This window comes from Pseudocnuella soli (genome assembly GCF_004347775.1).
Lineage (GTDB): Bacteria > Bacteroidota > Bacteroidia > Chitinophagales > Chitinophagaceae > Flavisolibacter > Flavisolibacter aquaticus.
Map to the genome: position 1 here is coordinate 1,717,508 of NZ_CP037755.1, position 21,522 is coordinate 1,739,029.

Below are 21,522 nucleotides of genomic sequence, written 5' to 3' on the forward strand. Positions count from 1 at the left end.
TTCGATTAGTTCAACTGCGGGTCGATAGGAAAGTTGATCATCATTTCATAATCGCCACCCAGGTGTTTCAACGAATCTTTCCATATTTCCTCCACCTTCGGATGAAAGATCAGGTCGGTAGTTGCCTCCACGGTAAGCCAGGTTTTTTCCGCCATTTCTCCGTCCAGTTGCCCGTTGCCCCACCCCGAGTAGCCAATGAAAAAACGGATCTCGTTTACGTCCAGCGTTTCGTCCCGCAGGTGCTCCAGCACCGTGTCAAAATCGCCGCCCCAAAACACGCCTTCCATTATTTCAACACCGCCCGGAATCAGGTCGGGGCGGCCGTGTAAGAAATGCACCGTATTCATCTGTACCGGCCCGCCGTAGTACACCGGCACTTTAAAACCTTCAATTTCCGGGATCAGTTCGTCCAGCGTGTTTTCATACTGTCGGTTCAGTACAAAGCCCACCGAGCCTTCATCCTGGTGCTCCGTCAGCAACACCACGGTACGCATAAAGTTGGGATCCTTCAAAAACGGGTCGGCAATAAGCAAAATACCGGCGGCTGGTTCTGTCATACGTTAAATTAAAGGTAAACGAACAGTTGAAACAAGCTTTCTTTCCGTAGGGTACAATAATCTTGTGCCAGCAAAATGCGCCGATGGCACCGATTTTTGTAAACCCATAATTTTTCATCAACTTGTTCCAGTGAAACGGACATTTCCCATCATCATCGCACTCATCACGTTGTCGCTGCTCGGCATCATCTGGATCCAGGTGTCGTGGCTGCGCAATATGCTGCACTTAAAGGAAGAACAGGTAAAGGAAAAAGTAGCCGCCATCACTACGTTGGTGGGGCAGCAGCTGGCCGAGTACAAAGGCAATGCACCTACGGCCAAAGTGCGGGTATTCCCGGGCCTGTCCGATAATTTTTCGCTGGAACTGGCCAAGCCATACATTGTGGGGCAGCATTTTACCACCCTTGAAATTTATAATAAGATAAAGCTGGCCTTTGATGCGCAGCACATGAAAGATGTGCCCTTTGAATTTGGGCTTGCCACGTTCCGCACCAATATGCCGTTGGTGTTCGAACGCAAATCGGCCAACTTTTACGATTGGTACGAAGACTCGATTTCGCACTATTCGTACACCTACCCGCTGGTACCTGCAGGAGGCTCTGTTGCCGAGAACCTGACGTTTGATGAAGTGCTGATTGTGGTGGTGCCCAGCATCAAAAATATTGTGGCCAAAAGCCTGGTGCCGCTCATGGTGTTTTCTATACTGTTGATGGTAGTAGTTATTGCAGCATTTTACCTCACCATCCACACCATGCTGAAGCAAAAAAAGCTCAGCGAGATCAAGAACGATTTTATCAACAACATGACCCACGAGTTCAAAACGCCTATTGCAACCATATCCCTGGCGGTGGATGCGCTGAAGAACGAAAAGGTGATGCACGATCCGCAAAAGCTCCTGTATTTCTCCGGCATTATTAAAGAAGAAAACCAGCGCATGAACCGACAGGTGGAAACGATTTTAAAATCCGCGCTGATGGAGCGGCAGGAAATACAGCTCAATAAAAAGCCGCTGCATGTGCACCAGATCATCGAAGACGTGGCCGACAACTTTGCGCTGCGCCTGAATGAAAAAAGTGGCGAGCTCCAAACCGATCTCAACGCAACCAATGATTTGATTGATGCCGACGAAGTGCATATCTCCAACCTGGTGAACAACCTGATGGACAATGCCGTGAAATACAGCAAGGAAAACGTGGCGCCGCGCATTTGCCTCACCACCGATTCCACGCCCAGCAGTTTTATCCTGCGCATCGAGGACAACGGCATCGGCATGACCCGCGAAACACTGAAACGTATTTTTGAAAAATTTTACCGGGCCCACACCGGCAACGTGCACAACGTGAAAGGGTTTGGCCTTGGCCTCAGCTATGTAAAAACCGTGGTGGAAGCGCACAACGGCGGCATCAAAGCCGATAGTACGCTGGGCAAGGGCAGTTGTTTTACCATTGAGTTTCCGCTGAAGAAAGCGTAGACTTTTCCTGCTCTCAGTACCGCTCGTTATAATTGCTTTTAATAATAAACAGCTACTTCATTGAAGTGGCTGTTTTGTTTTTTGTAACGAACGGCTACATCTCTATCCAGCCTCTGTTGCGTCGCACACTTGTGCGGCTAGTAATTCTATTCGGCAAACTATAGTTTCAAGCTTTTTACAGCCTAAGCCCGAAGGGCTTGAACCATCCATAGCCGCCGGTGCAACCGGCGGATAACAATGCCCCATGGTGCACTCAACCCCAGAGGGGTTGAACCTGTTCTGCAGCATACAATTGTTCAACTCCTTCGGGGTTGGGCAAATTCCATCTATGGTTTGAATTCCCTAACCCCCGGTTGCACCGGTGGCTATTCAACTTTCAGCCCTTCGGGCTGAAGGAATATATAAGCACTGCTTGGATGCGTCGCTGCACACAGCATGACAAATGAACGGTGCAGCGTGATATCAATAAGTAAAGCGGGGTACTGAATTAAGCAGTCGTCAACATTTTAATCCATCAGCCCAAGGGCGCATTTTCCGGCTCCTTTCGATACAACAAACTGCTGTCGCCATAACTCAAAAACCGGTAGTCCCTTTCCATTGCATGATCATACACCTTGCGCCAGTCAGCACCGATAAATGCGGCCACTAAAAGCAGCAGCGTGGATTGCGGCTGGTGAAAATTAGTGATCAGCGCCATTGCCGACCGAAACCGGTAGCCCGGTACAATCAGCAAGCTGGTTTTGCAATACAGCACCGATTCACTTATACGATCCAGGTGCTGTACCAGTGCCGCCAGGCTCTGTGCATAAGATGTGGTTTCGTCCATTAAAATGTAACATTCCCACTGGTCCAGCCACAGTTCACCTGCACCATCAAATTGTTGCCGCAACAGTTTTACCCCGATCCAGTATAGGCTTTCCAGGGTGCGCAGCGATGTAGTGCCCGATGCCACAATTTGTTCCGCAGCAATCAATTGCTCCAGCGTGGTTTTGCTTACATGAAAATGCTCGGCGTGCATCTGGTGTTCGCCAATGGTTTCCGATTTTACCGGTTTAAATGTGCCGGCGCCCACATGCAGCGTCAGCGGTGCGGTGTGGATGCCTTTTTGCGCCAGTGCGCCAAACACTTCAGGGGTAAAATGCAGCGAAGCTGTTGGCGCCGCTACCGATCCCTGCTCCTGGCTAAAAATGGTTTGGTATCGGGTGGCATCATCGGTTTGGGCTGCTCTTTTAATATAAGGCGGCAGCGGAATGGCGCCGGCCTCGTGCAGTATTTCGGCAAAAGCCAAGTGGGCAGGATGCCATTCAAAGCCAATAATAAAATGCTGGGGCTGCTTATCTATATAATAGGCCCGCAGCTCCGCGCCACCGGCCAGCTCTTTGCGCAACACCTGTCCCGGCTTCCATTTCGATGCACCGCCCACCATGCAGTTCCACCGCACTGTGCCGCTTTGCGCCAAAGCGCTTTCCATCGGCAGGTCGGTCGGCTCGAGGCAAAAAATCTCGATTACGCCACCAGTTGGTTTTTGAAACAGTAAACGGGCTTCAATCACCCGCGTATTATTTACCACCAGCGTAGCGCCCTGCGGCAAATGCTGCGGCAGGTTGTAAAAATGGTCGTCTTCAATTTTCCCACTTTCATACACCAGCAGCTTTGAATCGTCTCTTTTCGACAGCGGAAAGGCGGCAATCCGGTCGTCGGGGAGGTCGTAAGTATATGCGTCAATCTTAATCGCTTCGGGTTTCATCTACGTGTAACTGTTCAATTGGGCCTAAAAGGCGCAAACTTATGCCTTGTGCACAACTTATGCACAGTTATCCACATGCTATTCACATATACACATAATGAAAAGTTATAGAAATGACGCGAAAGCCTTGCTCCGCAAGGGTTCTGAAACCGGGCATTTTGTGGATAAAAACAAAAATTCCAATCCCAATTCAGGAGTGGGAAATTGTGTTATTTTGTGTCAATCTTGGATGGTTTTCCCCCCAAACAAACGCGAATGACAGGTTTCCTCGGCGAATTTGAAGCAACCCTCGACTCCAAAGGTCGGTTTTTGCTCCCGGCAGGCTTTAAAAGGCAGCTGGCGGAGAGTGAAAATACGCGTTTTGTAGTCAACCGGGGCTTCGAAAAGTGCCTGAGCCTGTACACAATGGAAAGCTGGGAGCCCCTGTTTGCACGGATCAAAACCCTTAACGATTTTGATCCAAAGGTTCGGGAGTTTCGCCGCTTTTTTCTCAACGGCGCCACCATTGTGGAGCCCGATTCGGCTGGCCGCTTGTTGTTGCCACCGAACTTGAAAGAGTACGCGGGGTTGGAAAAAGATATTGTGCTGGCATCGGCCGTGGACAAGATTGAGATTTGGGCAAAAGATAAATACCAGCAGTTCTTTGATAACTATTCGGCTGATGATTTCAGTTCGCTGGCTTCGTCGGTAATGGCAGGAGGGGAGGGTAATAATGGCTAAAAAAAACAATAGCAAGGAAGTTGAATTGGAAGCATTGCCAGAGGCATCCGACTATCATGTGCCGGTGCTGCTGCACGAAGTGGTAGAAGGTTTAGCCATCAAGCCGGATGGGGTTTACGTGGATTGCACTTTTGGTGGTGGTGGTCATAGCAGGGCCATACTGGAGCAGCTTGGCCCCAACGGAAAATTGGTGGCGTTTGACCAAGATGAAGATGCGCGGCAAAACCTGCCCAACGATGAGCGGGTGCTGTTTGTGCCGCACAACTTTCGCCACCTCAAGCGCTTTTTGCAACTGCATGGTGTGCTGCCAGTGGATGGCGTGCTGGCCGATCTGGGTGTAAGCAGTCACCAGTTCAACAAAGCGGAGCGTGGTTTTTCCACCCGTTTCGATGCGGATCTGGACATGCGCATGGACCAGCGCCAGGAGAAATCAGCCTTTCATGTGCTGAACACTTACGGTGAGGCTCAGTTGCATAAGCTGTTTGAGCAATATGGCGAAGTCACCAATTCCCGCACCCTGGCCCGCACCATAGTGGAGGCTAGAAAAACGGGTCCCATCAAAACCATCGCAGGGTTTAAAACGGCGGTGCACAGTATAGTAAAAGGCAATCCGAATAAATATTTCGCACAGGTATTTCAGGCGCTGCGCATTGAGGTGAACGACGAATTGGGTGCCTTGCAGGAGCTGCTGGAGCAATTGCCGCAGGTAATAAAAAGTGGCGGCCGCGCAGCCATCATCACGTTTCATTCGCTGGAAGACCGGCTGGTGAAATTGTTTTTTCGGGATGGTGGTTTCGAGCTGGAAGAAGATGAAATTTTTGGCGGTAAAAAAAGCATGAGTGCCTTTGAGCTAGTGAACAGAAAACCGGTTACAGCGACCGATGCTGAATTGAAATTGAATACCCGCAGCCGCAGCGCAAAACTGCGGGTTGCGGAACGAAAGTAAGCTGTAAATAGCGAGCTATGAGCTGCGAGAAAAGTTGCACCATCTGCCTTCTCGAAACGCAAAGCTAAAAACTCGAAACTTAAAAAATGCAACAAGCAAAAGCAGAAAAAAAAGTCCAGTTCTACTGGAAGAAGGTGCTCAACTACCAGTCGGTAGTCAAGCAGATCCCTTTCTTCCTGTTTCTGGCGTTGCTTGCTGTGATCTATATCTACAATGGACACCGTGCTGATAAAACGGAGCGTGCCATTAGCAAGACAACAAAGGAATTGAAAGAGCTGCAATACGAATTTAAAACGGTGAAAGGCGATGTGTTGTTTCGCAGCCGCCAAAGCGAGCTGGTGAAAGCCGTGGAGCCGTTGGGATTGAAAGAATTGACCACCGCACCGGTGGTGTTGGTGGATAGCAGTGGTGAGTAGTTGATTTACGATTGACGATTTTGGATTTACGATTGGGCTTGCAACAAAAGACTGTTGCCCTTTTTGAAATCCGTTTTCAGTTGAAAACAAATCGTACATCGTAAATCCCAAATCGTAAATCAATAATGGAGGTAAAAAGCGACATACTGTGGCGGGTGTATCTTAGCTTTATCGGCATTGGCGTGCTGAGCCTGCTCGTGCTGGGTCGTGCCTTTTACATTCAGCAAGTGCAGGGCGATTATTGGCGCGGCATGTCGGATAGTTTGCACCAGAAATTTGTAACTCTCGATGCAGAGCGGGGTACCATTTACAGTGAGGACGGCGAAATGCTTTCGACGTCCATTCCGTATTTCGATATCTACATGGACTTTGGTGCCGAAGGCCTGCGCGATAAAAACGGCAAGCGCTTCCGCGACAATATCGATTCATTAGCATGGCATCTTTCGGCCCTGTTCGATGATAAATCGGTGGGCACTTACAAGCGGGAATTGCAGTTGGCCTACAACCAAAAGAACCGTTATTATTTAATCAAAAAAGGCCTGTCGTTCGACCAGTATAAAACCTTCCGCGAATTTCCGTTGGTGCGCATGGGCCGCAACCGTAGCGGTGTTATTGCCGAAGTAAAAACCAAGCGCCTCAACCCCTTTGGTTTGCTGGCAAAACGCACCATAGGCCTGGCCCGAGAAAACGCACAGAACGTAGGACTGGAGCGTACTTACGATACTTTATTGAAAGGTTCTACCGGCCATCGACTGGTGCGCTTTTTAGCCGGCGGTGCATTTGTGCCGGTAAACGGATATGAGATTGAACCGGAGAATGGTAAAGACATCATCACTACGCTTGATGTAACCGTGCAGGACATTGCCGAAAACGCATTGATGAAAATGATGGTGGAAAGCGAAGGGCAGCATGGCACCTGCGTGGTAATGGAAACGGCCACCGGTAAAATAAAAGCCATTGCCAATCTCGGTCGCACTAAAGATGGTACCTATGATGAAAACCTGAACTACGCTTTGCAAACCACTGAGCCGGGTTCTACCATTAAGTTGGCTACACTGCTGGCGGTTCTGGAAGGTGGTCATACTAAAATAAATGAAGCCGTAGAAGTAGGCACTTCCGGCAATGCATATGTAGCTGTGCGCAATGTTACCGATGCCGAACGTTCGCCAAAAGCAGTGCTGACGGTGCGTGAAGCTTTTGCACACAGCTCCAATGTGGGTATGGCCAAACTGGCCTACAAAGCGTTTGCAACCAACCCCGATGAATTCAAAGATTACCTCAAAAAATTTCACCTCGATCGCAAAACGGGTATTGGCCTGGTAGGCGAAGAGGCGCCGTTGCTGCCTCGTTGGAAACGCAACAAAGAAGGTTTGCACGCCATGCTCACCATGTCGTTTGGCTACGCTATTGAAGTAAGCCCGCTGCAAACACTGATGTTGTACAATGCTATTGCAAACGAGGGCAAAATGATGCGCCCTTACCTGGTGAACACCATCAAAAGCGATGGTGTTGCGGTAAAACATTTTGAGCCAGAAGTATTGGATGATGCCATCTGCAAACCCGAAACTGTTGCTGCTGCACGGGCTTCAATGGAAGCAGTGATCACCGAAGGAACCGGTAAAAACGTTTTTGCCGACATGCCTTTCCCGGTGGCTGGCAAAACCGGCACAGCGCATTTTGCCGGCGGCAATATTAAATACTACGATGGTGTGTACCAGGCATCCTTTGTGGGTTACTTCCCGGCCGATAAACCTGAGTATTCCTGCATCGTAGTGATCAAAACAAAGCCACATGCAGCTATACACTATGGCGGACAGTTAGCTGCGCCGGTGTTTAAAGAAGTGGCTACAAAGATGTACGCCAGCTTTGTCCAAAAAAAGAAAGTAACGCCCCTCGAGGTGGTGCCCGATAGTGCGCAGTATGCTTATGCAGGCTATGCCCCAGAAGTATCGCAGGTGTTGAAACAAACCGGCCTGCGCTATACCGACTCGGCCGGCCCTGCTGAGTGGACCCGTGCAGTAACCGTGAATAATAAGCCGGTAATAAAACCGGTGCCTGCAGGTAAAAAGAAAGTGCCTGATACCCGCAACATGGCGCTGCGCGATGCGCTGTACCTGCTCGAAAACGAAGGACTGAAAGTGGCGGTAAAAGGGCGGGGCAAAGTAGTGGCGCAGAGCATTGCACCCGGCACACCGGTAACGAAAAACCAAACGATCACCATTGTATTGAACTGATTTGAAAAGACTTTCTGACATATTATACGGCGTTCACCTCGAAGCGGTTTCGGGTAGCACTGACGTGGAAGTGCGGGACGTGCAGATCGACTCCCGTGCGGTTCAGTCGGGTGCCCTGTTTATTGCCGTAAAAGGTGTTGCCGCCGATGGCCATCGCTTTATTGATGGCGCAATTGAAGGTGGTGCTGTGGCAGTGGTTTGCGAAGCCATGCCGCAAACTTTACAGCCGCAGGTTACTTATGTGCAGGTGCGCAATAGTGCCGAAGCGGCGGGGCAAATGGCCCATACGTTTTATGGCGCGCCTTCCAACAAAATGAAGTTGGTGGGTGTGACGGGCACCAATGGAAAAACCACCATTGCCACGCTGTTGTATAAATTATTTACCGGTCTCGGTTATACCTGCGGGTTAGTGAGCACGGTGGAAAACATCATTGCCGGAAATATCATTCCTTCCACACATACCACACCCGATGCGGTAAAGCTCAATGCGCTGCTGGCGCAAATGGCAGCGGCGGGCTGCACACATGTGTTTATGGAAGTAAGCTCGCATGCCGTGCACCAGCACCGCATCGCAGGTTTGCATTTTACCGGCGCCCTGTTTAGCAACATTACCCACGACCACCTCGATTACCACAAAACCTTTGACGAATACATCAAGGCAAAAAAAGGCTTCTTCGACGGGTTGCGTGCAGATGCATTTGCCATCACCAACCTCGACGATAAACGCGGCACGGTGATGTTGCAAAACACCGCTGCCCGCAAGCTTACATACAGCCTGCGCACTGTGGCCGATTTCAAAGGAAAAATTTTGGAAAACGGGCTGGCGGGTTTGGTGATGACCGTGAACGAACAGGAGGTGCATTTCCGCCTCATTGGTGAGTTCAATGCATACAACATCCTCGCGGTGTATGGCGCAGCCATCAGTCTTGACGAAGACAAGCTGGAAGTGCTGCAGGTACTGAGCAATCTTACCGGTGCCGAAGGCCGCTTTGATTATATGATCTCGCCAAAAGAAGGCGTGATTGGGATTGTGGACTATGCGCATACGCCGGATGCATTGTTGAATGTGCTGGCTACCATCAACAAATTGCGCAGCGGCGAAGAGCTGGTAATTACTGTTGTGGGCTGTGGCGGCGACCGCGATAAAACAAAGCGCCCAGTGATGGGTGAGGTAGCCACCGAACACAGCAACCGCGTCATTTTTACATCCGACAATCCACGCAGCGAAGACCCTGCACAGATCCTTGCGGATATGGAAACAGGTTTGAACACTGCGGCACGTCGCAAAACGCTTTCAATCGCCGACCGTAAGCAGGCTATCAAAACAGCCGTTACTATGGCCGGGCCAAAAGATATTTTACTGATCGCTGGCAAGGGCCACGAAAAGTACCAGGAGATCAACGGCGTGAAGACACATTTCGATGATAAAGAAGTGTTGTGGGAATTATTTAGAGAATTAGAGAAGTGAGCTTCGAGTTACGAGCTGTGAGTAAATGTTTACTCGAGGCTCGCAGCTAATCACTCATAGCTTGCAAGAACAACAAAGAACAAAGAGCTAAATGTTATATCACTTATTTGAATGGCTGCGCGATGAAGGAATCAGTTTCCCCGGAAGCGAAGTATTTCGTTTCATCACCTTCCGGGTGCTGGTGGCGGTGTTGTTGTCGCTGTTCATCACAACGGTTTATGGCAAGCGCCTCATCAACCTGCTTGTAAATATGCAGATTGGTGAAAGCGTTCGCGACCTGGGCCTGGCGGGCGAACAACATAAAAAAGGAACGCCTACAATGGGCGGTATCATCATTATCCTGGCGATACTCATTCCAACGCTGCTGCTGGCAAATTTGGAAAAAGTATACATCCGCCTGATGATTGTAAGCACGGTGTGGCTGGGTGTGATTGGTTTTATTGACGATTACCTGAAACTGAAAGCAAAGAAGATTGCACTCGAACGTGGCGAGAAATATAAAAAGACCGATGCAGATGGATTGGCTGGTTGGTTTAAGATTCTTGGCCAGGTGGGCCTGGGTGTGATCATTGGTGCTACGCTTTATTTCAACGACAACGTAAAAATATTCCGTGAGTACCAGGGCACCAATCCGCCGGCAAATGCAGAAGTGATCCGGGTTAGGGTAAATGATAAAGAGAAAGTATTGGTAAAAGCAGAGGATCCCATCACTACCATTCCATTTGTAAAGTCGCATGAGTTTAATTATTCCAAGCTGCTGCCCGAAGGGCTGCGTCCTTACTCTTGGGTGCTGTTTATTGGGATAGTGATCTTCATCATTACGGCAGTGTCGAACGGCTCGAACATAACGGATGGATTGGATGGTTTGGCAACGGGAACATCAGCATTGATCGGTGTCTGTTTGGGCATATTTGCCTATGCCAGTGGTAACGTGTTTTTTGCCGATTACCTCAATATCATGTATATCCCCAACTTGGGCGAGCTGTCCATTTTTATTGGGGCCATGATCGGGGCCTGCGTGGGTTTTCTATGGTACAATTCGTTCCCGGCGCAGGTGTTTATGGGCGATACTGGTTCGTTGACTTTGGGCGGCATCATTGCAGCACTGGCCATCATTGTGCACAAGGAATTATTGATCCCGATTTTCTGCGGTGTGTTCCTCGTAGAGAACCTGAGCGTGGTAATGCAGGTGAGTTATTTTAAATACACCAAAAGAAAATATGGTGAAGGCAGGCGGATTTTTTTAATGAGCCCGCTGCACCATCATTATCAAAAGAAAGGATATCACGAAGCGAAGATTGTAACAAGGTTTTGGATTGTAACGCTGCTTTGTGTGGTGTTTGCCATCGTTACACTGAAACTTAGATAAAAATATCCGGATTAAATGACAGAGAAAAAACTGGTTGTATTAGGCGGAGGAGAAAGTGGAGTAGGCGCTGCGCTGCTGGCGCAGCAAAAAGGATACAGCGTAGTGCTGATGGATGAAGGCTCTTTGAAGGAAGTATACAGAAAAGAACTGCAGGCAGCAGGCATTTCATTCATGGAACAAGGTGTGGATGAAGCGGCACTGCTGGCGGCAGATGAAGTGGTGAAAAGCCCGGGCATTCCGGAAAAGAATGCATGGGTTAAAAAGCTGCGCCAAAAAGGCATCCCGGTTATTTCGGAAATAGAGCTGGCTTACCGGTACAAAGGCGATAGTAAGATCATTGCCATTACCGGCAGCAACGGAAAAAGCACCACCACTTCGCTGATCTATCACATCTGCAAAGTTGCAGGGTTGGATGCGGCGCTGGTGGGCAATATTGGTTATTCGTTTGCCAAACAAGTGGCCGAAGATCCAAAGCCGATTTATATAGCAGAGATCAGTTCTTTTCAGTTGGATGACATTGTAACGTTTCGTCCCGATGTGTCGGTGCTGCTCAACATCACTGAGGATCACCTGGACCGATACGATTACAAGTTTGAAAACTATATCCGGAGCAAGTTTCGCATCGCGATGAACCAGACAGAAGCAGATTTTTTTATTTATAACGAGGATGACGAAGTGATCACCGATCACTTACAACAATATTCAATCACAGCTAATCAACTACCGATTACCATGAAGAAGGAAGTAACCAAAGGAGGCCAGATCAAAGAAAACGAGCTGCAGGTGAAAACCGGTAACGAGAATTTGGAGATGAGTGTGTACGATTTTGCATTGAAGGGAAAACATAACCAATACAACACCATGGCAGCTTGTGTGGCCGGGTCCACTATGGACATTCGCAAAAACAAGATTCGTGAAGCGGTGCAAACATTTCAAAGCCTGGAGCACCGCATGGAGCCCGTGGCTACAGTTCGCGGCGTTGAGTTTATCAACGACAGCAAGGCCACCAATGTAAACAGCACCTGGTATGCGCTGGAAAGCATGACCAAGCCAACCGTGCTGGTATTGGGCGGTGTAGACAAAGGCAACGACTACGACCTGCTGATGGATGGCGTAAAAGAAAAAGTAAAAGCCATTGTGTGCATGGGCACAGACAATAGCAAAATCGTAGCTGCGTTTGATGGTGTAGTGCCCGTTATCAGCACCGACAGTGCCGAAGCTGCAGTGAAAGCTGCGTTTGAAGCAGCCACTGTTGGCGATGCTGTTTTACTGAGCCCTGCCTGCGCATCGTTCGACCTGTTCCGCAACTACGAAGACCGCGGCACACAGTTCAAGCAGACAGTAATGAGCTTGTGATTGAAGTGAGCAATATCGTTTAGCAAAAAGCCAAAATTTAAAAGTCAAAACCGGCTGCCAATCGCAGTTACTCTTTTGACTTTTGCCTTTTGAATTTTGCCTTCAAATGCATTGATGAAATGGATGAACTCTTAAACATACCCACTTCGCTGAAGGGATTGAAGCATAAGCCGCATGGTGACAAAACCATTTGGGGCCTGGTGCTGCTGTTGGGGCTGGTGTCGTTGCTGGTGGTGTACAGTGCCACGGGTTCGCTGGCGTACAAAATGTACAAAGGCAACACCGAAGTGTACCTGTTCAAGCAGTTCGCATTTATCGTGATCGGTTTCGTGGTGATCTATTTTGCGCATCGCGTTAACTACACCATTTACTCCCGCATTGCAAAAGTTATCTTCCTTCTTTCTATACCCCTTTTGTTATATACGCTGTTTTTTGGTGTTACCCTAAATGAAGGCAGCCGCTGGATCAAGCTGCCCATCATCAACCTTACCATGCAAACCTCCGACCTGGCCAAGTTGGGTTTGTTTATGTACCTGGCCCGCCTGCTCAGTAAAAAGCAAGGCGTTATCAAAGATTTTAAAAAAGGATTTGTACCGGTGATCATCCCGGTAGCGGTTACCTGTTTGCTCATTGCGCCAGCCAACCTTTCAACTGCATTGCTGCTGGGCGCCAGCTGTATGCTGTTGCTGTTCATTGGCCGTGTTAGCGGCAAGCACTTGCTTATGGTGGTAGGCGTTGCGGCCATACCCGTGGTCATGTTAATCATGGCTGCTATGATCAGTCATAAAACCAGCGGCAGCGAAGAAGTGGTTGCCAAGAAAGAAAAGTCTTCCCGCATTACTGCGCGGGTTTCTACATGGGTGAGCCGTGTAGAAAATTTTATGTATAGCAGTCCCGATGCTGCAGATGATAATCTGTACCAGGTAAACCAAGCAAAAATCGCCATTGCAAAAGGTGGCCTGCTGGGCATGGGCCCCGGCAACAGCGAGCAGCGCAACTTTTTGCCGCAGGCTTACAACGATTTTATTTACGCCATCATCATCGAAGAATATGGATTAATTGGTGGTGCACTCATCATATTTATATACCTCGTTTTTTTATATCGAAGCATTCGTTTATTTAAACGTTGTCCGTATGCTTTTGGCGCGTTTTTAGCTCTTGGGCTGTCCTTCACTTTGGTGATCCAGGCAATGGCAAATATGGCCGTAAATGTAAACCTGTTTCCAGTTACCGGCGTTACGCTGCCACTGGTAAGTATGGGTGGTAGCTCGTTCCTGTTTACCTGTTTTGCCATCGGCATTATTTTAAGCGTGGCCCGCAACGTAGAGCAGATTGAAGGTAAAGCGGCAGGCGGCGACAATCCACCTGATGATGGCGACGACGATGATAAAACACCTGCGCCGGTTGAAGGCAATAGTGTAGAAAAGCCAGTTGCCAAAAAGAAAAAGATCAACACATTGGAGCCGCTCAAAGAAGCAGCTTTGCCATTTTAATAATAAGTAGAGCCATATGGAAAATATGTCTGCAAATAATGTGACCGTTGCACCTGCCGCCATTGGTGGTAAGGATCCGTTGCGCGTCATTATTGCAGGCGGCGGCACCGGTGGCCATATTTTCCCGGCCATTGCTATTGCACATGCGTTAAAAAAACAGCATCCGGCCACCAATATTTTGTTTGTGGGTGCCAATGGCAAAATGGAAATGGAAAAGGTGCCGCAGGCCGGTTTTCCCATCCGCGGAATCGACATTGCGGGCTTCAATCGCAGCTCTTTATTAAAAAATATTACGCTGCCGTATAAATTATTAAAAAGCTTTTGGCAGGTAAGGTCAATTGTACGCAATTTTGCGCCCCATTTGGTTGTGGGTGTGGGTGGATATTCTTCGTTTCCGGTGTTGCGTTTGGCACAGGCAAAGGGCATCCCCACCTTTATTCACGAGTCCAATTCTTTTGCCGGTAAATCGAACATGCTGCTGGGCAAAGGCGCAACAAGAATATTTGTAGCCAGTGGCGGTATGGAAAAATTTTTCCCTGCCGAAAAGCTGCAGGTTACCGGCAACCCGGTACGTGCCAGCATCGCCGGCCGTGTTATTGAACAGGAAGATGCGCTGCAGTTCTTTGGGTTGAGTGGAGGTAAAAAAGCGGTGCTGATTGTTGGCGGTAGCCTGGGTGCCAAAAGCATAAACGAAGCCATCGATGCACACCTGGACGAACTGATTGCAGCAGGCCTGCAAGTGATCTGGCAAACGGGTAAGCCGTATGCTGAAAAAGGTGCGCAGCGTGCTGCAGGTAAAGAAGGCATTTGGGTGGGCGATTTTATCACGCAAATGGAGCAGGCCTATGCCGCTGCCGATGTAGTGATATCCCGCGCAGGAGCCATGGCCATTGCCGAACTGGCCCTGCTGGGAAAGCCAACTGTTTTTGTGCCGTATCCTTTTGCGGCCGAAGATCACCAGACGGCCAATGCCCGTTACCTGGTGGAGCACCATGCAGCGGTGATGATCAAGGATAGTGAAGCAATGGAAAAAGTAGTGCCTGCAATCATTGCACTGGCGCAAAACGAAGCGGAGCAAAAAGCGCTATCGCAAAACATAAAAAGGGAAGGCGTTCGCAACGCCGACGAAATAATTGCAGCAGCCATACTGGAAACGGTACAAGGCGCTGTTGCACGGGTTTAAATCAACTATGCATTTGCAAAGCTTGCAGGTGTTTGGGGTAAATAAAATATTCCTGGAAAGGAGCAACGGATTGTAAGCATGACGGCAACGGGCAGCAACATAGAAGGGGCAGTGGCAGCAGCAAAAGCTGGCGGTGAAGTGTACTTCATCGGCATCGGCGGCATTGGCATGAGTGCCCTTGCCCGCTACTTCCATGCACAGGGCGCCCGGGTTAGCGGTTATGATAAAACACCCACCACCCTTACCAGTGAGTTGGAAAAGAGCGGCATCGCCATTCATTACACAGATGATGTGACGCTGGCGCCAAAAGATGCTGCACTGGTAGTGTACACACCTGCCGTTCCAAAAAACCACAGCGAGCTCCTGTTTTTCCAGGCCAATAATTACCCGGTTGCCAAACGCAGCGATGTGCTCGGTGCCATCACCAATGGTGCATTCAACATTTGCGTTGGCGGCACGCATGGCAAAACCACCACCAGCACAATGGTGGCCCATATCCTTCGGCACACAGGTTTTGGGTGCAACGCATTTTTAGGCGGCATTGCCACCAACTACGGCACCAATTTCTGGAGCAGCGAACGGGATGTGTGTGTGGTGGAAGCCGACGAGTACGACCGCAGTTTTTTAAAACTGTCGCCGGATGTAGCGGTAGTTACTGCTATGGATGCCGACCACCTGGATATATACGGTACAGAAGAGGCATTGCAGGATGCTTTTGTGCAGTTTGCACAAGGACTGAAAAAGGGCGGACTGCTGCTGCACAAACATGGCCTGCTCCGCATGAGCGAAGTAACAGGCGTTGCAACGGTGAGCTACAGCGGTAGCAACGATTTTGCCGATGCCTATGCAGCCAGCATCCAGATGCGCCAGGGCGGCTACCGCTTTGATGCAGTGTTGCCCACCGGCAATATTGAAGGCTTTGAGCTAAATATTGGCGGCATGCACAACGTGGAAAATGCAATCGCTGCTATTGCCATTGCTGCACACCTGGAAATTGATGCGGACAAAATAAGGGCGGCGGTAAAAGATTTCAAAGGTGTTAAACGCCGTTTTGAATACATCATTGCACCAGAAGCGGAAGAGCAGGGTGGTTATGTGTATCCGGTGTTCATCGACGATTATGCGCACCACCCCGAAGAGTTGCAGTCCTTGTTGAAAAGTGCCAGAGCTTTGTTCCCCAGAAGAAAGATCACGGTGATTTTTCAGCCGCATCTTTTTTCGCGGACCAAAGATTTTGCCGCAGGCTTTGGCGAAAGCCTTTCCATTGCCGATGAAGTGATTTTACTACCCATTTACCCGGCAAGGGAGCTGCCCATGGAAGGAGTGAGCAGCGATATGCTGTTGCGCCACATTTCACGGGAGCAAAAAACAGTAGTGCAGAAAGAAAGCCTGGTGCAGTGGATGGAACAATATGCAACTGGCATCAACAAAGAATTTGGTGAAGTGATCATTACGGCCGGCGCCGGCGATATAGATACGCTGGTGCAGCCGATTAAACAAATTTTGGAAAAAGCATGACCGTGAATGGTCAACGGTGAATGGGCAATGTAGCAAGCCTGTATTCACCATTCACCACTCACCATTAACAAAGATGGCCTCAAAACGAACCATAAAACGCATTGTACTCACAACCCTTTGGGCTGCCATTACCGGCGGGGTCATTACCCTGTTGGTGGCGGCTAATGGCCGGGGGCAGCAGCGCCGTTGCGGTGCGGTACATATTACCGTTAATGGCATGGGAGAGCGCTATTTTATCAGCAAAGAAGATATTGGCAAACAGCTTTCCGAAAACGGCCAGTCGCTGCTGAAAGGGCGCCTCATCGAAACCATCGACCTGGCGCAACTGGAAGAAGACCTGGAGCAAAACGCATGGATCGCCGATGCGGAATTATATTTCGATCGCGACGATGAATTGCATGTGGTGGTAAAAGAACGCCAGCCCATTGCGCGGGTTTTTGCCCGCAACGGCACTTCGTTTTACATCGACAGCGCCGGGGCAAGGTTGCCGCTGCTGTCGCACATCAGTGCCCGGGTGCCGGTTATTACCGGTTATCCTTCGGCAAAAAAAGCGGCAGGACCCAAAGACAGTGCTGTGGTGAAAGATGTGCGCCGGATGGTGCAGTACATCAGCGGCCACGGGTTTTGGAGTGCACAGGTTGCGCAGATCGACATCATGCCCGACTGGACGCTGGAACTTTTACCAACAGTGGGCAACCACACCATTCGGTTGGGCAATGCCGAAAAGGTGGAAGAAAAACTGCACCGGCTGGAAGTGTTTTACAAAAAGGTGTTGAGCCAGGCAGGTTTTGATAAATACAGCGTAGTGGATGTGCAATATGCCGGGCAGGTGGTGGCCGTGCAACGCGGCACCAATGCGGCGGTTGATTCGGTGCAGTTGCAAAAAAACATTGCAGCCCTGCTCAAATCCGACCAGATGATGCAGGCCCATGCTGCTGCGCAAACTGCAGCAGCGGAAGCTGCCGAGCCCGCAGCTGCAAAGCCTGCAGCAGTGGCAAAAAAAGAGGCGGCACCGGTGGCGGCGCCAAAAGCAAAGCCGAAAACGGCAGTAGCGCAACCGGTGCGCAGCGCTGCTAAGAAGGAAACAAAAAGTACGAGCAAAAAGGAACAGATCAATAAATCAAAAGGGGCGCAGCAGCCAAAAGCCGTGATGCCCCGGCGAACAGAACGGAATTAAAATTTCGTAAAACAAAAAAGGAACAACCCGGCGGGGCCGACCTGTACCAGGCCAAAGGTTACAGGATGGTGCCGCCACCAATCCAAGCTCTTGTAAAAACCAAACTTACTTAAACAACTAAAACAGCTAAAACACGGAACATGAACAACGAGCAACCGATTATTGTTGGCCTCGACATCGGAACCACCAAGATCGCTGTCATTGCCGGCCGGAAAAACGAGTTTGGAAAACTTGAGATTCTTGGCTTTGGCAGGGCGGCTTCGAACGGTGTAAAGCACGGCCAGGTGCTGAACATCGACGAAACGATCAAGGCGATCCGTACCGCATTGGACAACTGTTATGCATCGAACCCTAACCTTGAAGTAAACGAGGTGTACGTGGGTATTGCCGGCCACCACATCAAAAGCCTGCAAACCCGCGGCGACATTGTGCGCCACGACACCGACAATGAAATTTCGCAACGGGAAATTGACCAGCTGATTGCTGATCAGTACAAAACGTACATTCCTGCCGGCGACCAGATCATTGATGTGATCCCGCAGGAATTTACGGTGGACAATTTCCAGAACATTGCCGACCCTATTGGTTACAGCGGTGTAAAAGTGGGCGCCAATTTTCACATCATCACCGGCGACAAAAACGCCATCCGCAACATCAACCGTGCGGTGGAAAAAGCAGCCCTTATTACTAAAGACCTGGTACTGCAGCCCCTGGCTTCGGCTGCAGCCGTAATGGCCGAAGAAGACCTGGAAGCAGGCGTAGCCATTGTGGACATTGGTGGCGGCACTACCGACCTGGCCGTGTTTTATGAAGGCATTTTGAAACACACTGCTGTTATTCCGTTTGCCGGTGAAAACATTACCAACGACATCAAAACCGGCCTGGGCGTATTGAAAGCACAGGCCGAGCAAATGAAGGTGCAGTTTGGTTCGTCGCTGGCCAACGAGGCCAAGGCAAACGCATTCATCACCATTCCTGGTTTGCGCGGCATGCCTGCCAAGGAAATCAGCGTACGGAACCTGGCCAACATCATCCAGGCACGTATGAGTGAGATCCTGGATTTTGTAACCTATCACCTGAAGCAAGTAGGTCTCGACAACAAAATGCTCAACGGCGGCATCATCCTTACCGGTGGTGGCTCGCAGCTGAAGCACCTGGTGCAACTTACCGAGTATGTTACCGGCCTCAACTGCCGCCTGGGTTTGCCCAACGAGCACCTGGCCGCTGGCCACATCGAGGAGTTGGCCAAACCAACTTATGCCACCTGCCTGGGCCTCATCTTGAAAGGCTACGACGATTACGAGCACAACCGCAAACAGTTTGCAACCGATTTCCGCAGGCTGGAAGTGCCGGAGTCGCTGATGGGCCAAATGGAGGACGAGCCCGTTGAAGTTGGTGCCGAAGGTGCTGGCCCAAGGCCACCCCGCGAACCGAAGGGGCCTGGTTTCTGGAGCAAGTTCAAGGACGGCCTGATCAACATTTTTAAGGAGGAAGAAGACCGCCGTTTTTAAACAGGCAGCGGTTTGGGTCTGAAGTTCTGTGGGGGCGTTGCGCAATAAATGCCCTCCCGGAACGATACACTATGAAATCAACGAACAGGAACAAGCCCATTCTTCATCACCCGAATTTTTTACCAGCCGCATGTGCGGTACAAACGATATTATATGATCCATTTTGATTTGCCGAAAGAAAAATCATCCATCATCAAAGTGATTGGCATTGGTGGCGGCGGTTCGAACGCCGTTAACCACATGTACAGCCAGAATATTGAAGGCGTCAACTTTATTATTGCCAACACCGATGCACAGGCCATTGCCCTGAGCAATGTGCCCAATAAGGTGCAACTGGGGCCACACCTCACCCAAGGCCTGGGCGCCGGCGCCAACCCTGAAATTGGCCGCCAGGCAACCGAGGAAAGCCTGGAAGAACTCCGCAGCATGCTGGAGGTAAACACCAAGATGGCCTTTGTTACTGCCGGTATGGGCGGTGGCACCGGCACCGGTGGTGCACCCATCATTGCACAAATTTGCCGCGACCTGGGCATCCTCACCGTGGGCATTGTTACCACGCCTTTTGCTTACGAGGGCAAAAAGCGCCAGCTGCAGGCCGAAGAAGGCATTCAGCGACTGAAGCAATATGTAGATACCCTGCTGGTGATTTCCAACGATAAGTTGCGCCACCAGTTTGGCAACCTTAAAATGCGCGAAGCCTTTGCCAAGGCCGATAACGTGCTGGCAACGGCTGCAAAATGTATCACCGATGTGATCAACAGCACCGGCCAGATCAACGTCGATTTTGCCGACGTATGCACCGTAATGCGCAACGGCGGCGTGGCCATTTTGGGCAACGCAGCCTGCAACGGCGACAACCGTGCACAGCGTGCCATTGAAGAGGCGCTTAACTCGCCACTGCTCAACGACAACGATATCCGCGGCGCCAAATGGATCCTCATCAACATCAACTCGGCCGAAGGTGAGCATGAGTTTACCATGGATGAAGTGGACATTATTCAAAACTACCTGCTCACACAGGCCGGCGAAAACTCGGATGTGATCCTGGGCATGGGGTACGACAATACACTGGGCGACAAGCTGAGCATCACGCTTATTGCTACCGGTTTTGAGTTCCACGATCCGTTCTCCCGCCTGTCTTCGTCTGTGCAGGCACAAATGCCGGAGCAGCCCAGGCAGCCGGAAAAAATTGTAATGACCCTCGACACTGGCATGCCCGAGGAGAAAAAGCCCGAGCCTGTTGCCGTAGCGCTAATCGATCCGCTGGCACCAACCCTGGTGGAAGAGGATGAGCCCGTGGCACCAACGGTGCAGCCCCGCGTGGTGGTGCAATCGCCCAGCGTGCAGCAGCCTGCGCAGGTGCGTACCGTGCAGCCCGCACAGCCGGTGGCACCCAAGCCCGTGCAGGAGGACACTCCGGTACACATGCAACTGAAGTTTAAAGAAGAAACCCCAGCCGCACCTGCCGCCGACCCAGAGCAACTGGAGTGGGAGCAAAGAAAAAAAGCGCTGGATGAAAAATTTGCGCAATTACATCGTACTATTGTAGCCCAATCTAATACACCGCTGCAAAACCAAAACAATAACCCGGCGTCTGCAGCGTCCGGAGGTTATCTGGCCAGACCATCCAATATTTACGCAGACAAAAAAGGGGAGGTATCCACTTCCCGACCTGCCGAAGAACCGGTTGCGAAACCCGTTGCAAAAATTGAAGAGGAAGAAAACTTCCCGATGCAATTGGTAATTCGTAATAATATTCCGGCGGCGGATGAGCCGAGAGCCCACCAGACTCCACCACCACAACCACCTAAGGCCGAGGACCCTGCCATGCAGGACGTGGCCGAGGAACAAAAACGCCGGGCAGCCGAACGACTACAGAAATTGCGCAACCTGTCGTTCAATGTAAATGCGGCTGACCCGAATAACGAGTTTGAAACAGTGCCGGCTTACATCCGCCGCAATATGGAATTATCCCCCAACACCGCTTCGGTGGAAAATTTCTATTCTAACTATTCGGTAAAGCCCGATGGCACGGGCAACAGCCAAATTTCAACCATCAATTCATTTTTAGACGGTAAAAAACCGGACTAAGGATTTTGGATGTACGATTTACGATTGGTACCTGCGTTTGCAGGAAACCCCAATCGTAAATCCGAAATCCGAAATCGTATATCGTTTCATCTCTGTTCCTTAAAAGCCTGAATGGCTTCTGTTTTTAGTTGTTCCCCCACTGTTTCCAGTGGGGGTTTTTGTTGGGTAAAATGCAAAGGCTGCGGCCGTGTTTCGAACTGCACTGTATTATTTATTGGACAAATAACCACTGACCTAAGCCACAATCCGGCCCATCTTTATCTCC

At 50.1% G+C, this 21,522-nt stretch carries 16 protein-coding genes; 14 read left to right on the plus strand and 2 right to left on the minus strand.

Translation table 11 applies throughout. The annotated features are described in order from the left end of the window. Positions 1-5: 5 nt before the first annotated feature. Entirely contained in the window at positions 6-557 is a 552-nt protein-coding gene (locus tag EPD17_RS07215) for a YqgE/AlgH family protein (protein WP_114235913.1), read from the minus strand. A 130-nt stretch (positions 558-687) separates the two neighbouring features. Here EPD17_RS07215 and EPD17_RS07220 point away from each other — a divergent pair, with 130 nt between their 5' ends. Then, positions 688-2,028, plus strand: a complete 1,341-nt coding sequence (locus EPD17_RS07220; protein ID WP_114235914.1) for a sensor histidine kinase — start codon at positions 688-690, stop codon at positions 2,026-2,028. Positions 2,029-2,542: 514 nt separating this feature from the next. Here the strand turns inward: EPD17_RS07220 and EPD17_RS07225 are convergent. Further along, the gene (locus tag EPD17_RS07225) at positions 2,543-3,775 is read right to left on the minus strand and encodes an S-adenosylmethionine:tRNA ribosyltransferase-isomerase (protein ID WP_132052997.1); all 1,233 of its coding nucleotides are present in this window, start codon (positions 3,773-3,775) and stop codon (positions 2,543-2,545) included. A gap of 255 nt (positions 3,776-4,030) precedes the next feature. On the opposite strand from EPD17_RS07225, the gene mraZ reads away from it, so the two are divergent. The 13 genes from mraZ to ftsZ all read left to right on the plus strand — a co-directional run bounded on the left by mraZ (position 4,031) and on the right by ftsZ (position 21,257). Then, positions 4,031-4,495, plus strand: a complete 465-nt coding sequence (gene mraZ / locus EPD17_RS07230) for a division/cell wall cluster transcriptional repressor MraZ (RefSeq protein ID WP_114235916.1) — start codon at positions 4,031-4,033, stop codon at positions 4,493-4,495. Next, complete coding sequence (rsmH, locus tag EPD17_RS07235) at positions 4,488-5,441, plus strand: 16S rRNA (cytosine(1402)-N(4))-methyltransferase RsmH (protein WP_132052999.1); 954 nt, start codon at positions 4,488-4,490, stop codon at positions 5,439-5,441. Before mraZ ends, rsmH begins: the two co-directional genes overlap by 8 nt. Before the next feature lie 86 nt (positions 5,442-5,527). Next, positions 5,528-5,857 carry an FtsL-like putative cell division protein gene (locus EPD17_RS07240; protein WP_114235918.1) on the plus strand — a complete coding sequence of 110 codons (330 nt, stop codon included), beginning with the start codon at positions 5,528-5,530 and terminating at the stop codon, positions 5,855-5,857. A 125-nt stretch (positions 5,858-5,982) separates the two neighbouring features. Further along, positions 5,983-8,091, plus strand: a complete 2,109-nt coding sequence (locus EPD17_RS07245) for a penicillin-binding protein (RefSeq protein WP_132053001.1) — start codon at positions 5,983-5,985, stop codon at positions 8,089-8,091. Position 8,092: 1 nt separating this feature from the next. Beyond that, on the plus strand, positions 8,093-9,559 hold the full coding sequence (locus EPD17_RS07250) for a UDP-N-acetylmuramoyl-L-alanyl-D-glutamate--2,6-diaminopimelate ligase (RefSeq protein WP_132053003.1): 1,467 nt from the start codon (positions 8,093-8,095) through the stop codon (positions 9,557-9,559). Positions 9,560-9,650: 91 nt separating this feature from the next. Next, a complete protein-coding gene (mraY, locus tag EPD17_RS07255; RefSeq protein WP_132053005.1) occupies positions 9,651-10,928 on the plus strand; it encodes a phospho-N-acetylmuramoyl-pentapeptide-transferase in 1,278 nt (425 codons plus the stop codon). Positions 10,929-10,943: 15 nt separating this feature from the next. Then, on the plus strand, positions 10,944-12,284 hold the full coding sequence (gene murD / locus EPD17_RS07260; protein ID WP_132053007.1) for a UDP-N-acetylmuramoyl-L-alanine--D-glutamate ligase: 1,341 nt from the start codon (positions 10,944-10,946) through the stop codon (positions 12,282-12,284). 119 nt (positions 12,285-12,403) lie between these two features. Beyond that, positions 12,404-13,777 carry an FtsW/RodA/SpoVE family cell cycle protein gene (locus tag EPD17_RS07265; protein WP_132053009.1) on the plus strand — a complete coding sequence of 458 codons (1,374 nt, stop codon included), beginning with the start codon at positions 12,404-12,406 and terminating at the stop codon, positions 13,775-13,777. Positions 13,778-13,802: 25 nt separating this feature from the next. Continuing rightward, a complete protein-coding gene (gene murG / locus EPD17_RS07270) occupies positions 13,803-14,960 on the plus strand; it encodes an undecaprenyldiphospho-muramoylpentapeptide beta-N-acetylglucosaminyltransferase (RefSeq protein ID WP_165929554.1) in 1,158 nt (385 codons plus the stop codon). 78 nt (positions 14,961-15,038) lie between these two features. Further along, entirely contained in the window at positions 15,039-16,478 is a 1,440-nt protein-coding gene (gene murC / locus EPD17_RS07275) for a UDP-N-acetylmuramate--L-alanine ligase (protein WP_132053013.1), read from the plus strand. Positions 16,479-16,551: 73 nt separating this feature from the next. Beyond that, positions 16,552-17,655 carry a cell division protein FtsQ/DivIB gene (locus tag EPD17_RS07280; RefSeq protein WP_132053015.1) on the plus strand — a complete coding sequence of 368 codons (1,104 nt, stop codon included), beginning with the start codon at positions 16,552-16,554 and terminating at the stop codon, positions 17,653-17,655. Between the two features lie 140 nt (positions 17,656-17,795). Further along, a complete protein-coding gene (gene ftsA / locus EPD17_RS07285) occupies positions 17,796-19,166 on the plus strand; it encodes a cell division protein FtsA (RefSeq protein WP_132053017.1) in 1,371 nt (456 codons plus the stop codon). A 153-nt stretch (positions 19,167-19,319) separates the two neighbouring features. Beyond that, a complete protein-coding gene (gene ftsZ, locus EPD17_RS07290) occupies positions 19,320-21,257 on the plus strand; it encodes a cell division protein FtsZ (RefSeq protein ID WP_132053019.1) in 1,938 nt (645 codons plus the stop codon). Positions 21,258-21,522: the final 265 nt, after the last annotated feature.

What these genes read in the sequence shown, in the direction of transcription:
- ftsA (WP_132053017.1), top strand. Translation starts at nt 17,796, where the DNA reads ATGAACAACGAGCAACCGATTATTGTTGGCCTCGACATCGGAACCACC.
- EPD17_RS07265 (WP_132053009.1), top strand. Translation starts at nt 12,404, where the DNA reads ATGGATGAACTCTTAAACATACCCACTTCGCTGAAGGGATTGAAGCAT.
- ftsZ (WP_132053019.1), top strand. Translation starts at nt 19,320, where the DNA reads ATGATCCATTTTGATTTGCCGAAAGAAAAATCATCCATCATCAAAGTG.
- EPD17_RS07225 (WP_132052997.1), bottom strand. Translation starts at nt 3,775, where the DNA reads ATGAAACCCGAAGCGATTAAGATTGACGCATATACTTACGACCTCCCC.
- mraZ (WP_114235916.1), top strand. Translation starts at nt 4,031, where the DNA reads ATGACAGGTTTCCTCGGCGAATTTGAAGCAACCCTCGACTCCAAAGGT.
- mraY (WP_132053005.1), top strand. Translation starts at nt 9,651, where the DNA reads ATGTTATATCACTTATTTGAATGGCTGCGCGATGAAGGAATCAGTTTC.
- EPD17_RS07240 (WP_114235918.1), top strand. Translation starts at nt 5,528, where the DNA reads ATGCAACAAGCAAAAGCAGAAAAAAAAGTCCAGTTCTACTGGAAGAAG.
- murC (WP_132053013.1), top strand. Translation starts at nt 15,039, where the DNA reads ATGACGGCAACGGGCAGCAACATAGAAGGGGCAGTGGCAGCAGCAAAA.
- EPD17_RS07215 (WP_114235913.1), bottom strand. Translation starts at nt 557, where the DNA reads ATGACAGAACCAGCCGCCGGTATTTTGCTTATTGCCGACCCGTTTTTG.
- EPD17_RS07245 (WP_132053001.1), top strand. Translation starts at nt 5,983, where the DNA reads ATGGAGGTAAAAAGCGACATACTGTGGCGGGTGTATCTTAGCTTTATC.
- murD (WP_132053007.1), top strand. Translation starts at nt 10,944, where the DNA reads ATGACAGAGAAAAAACTGGTTGTATTAGGCGGAGGAGAAAGTGGAGTA.
- murG (WP_165929554.1), top strand. Translation starts at nt 13,803, where the DNA reads ATGTCTGCAAATAATGTGACCGTTGCACCTGCCGCCATTGGTGGTAAG.
- rsmH (WP_132052999.1), top strand. Translation starts at nt 4,488, where the DNA reads ATGGCTAAAAAAAACAATAGCAAGGAAGTTGAATTGGAAGCATTGCCA.
- EPD17_RS07280 (WP_132053015.1), top strand. Translation starts at nt 16,552, where the DNA reads ATGGCCTCAAAACGAACCATAAAACGCATTGTACTCACAACCCTTTGG.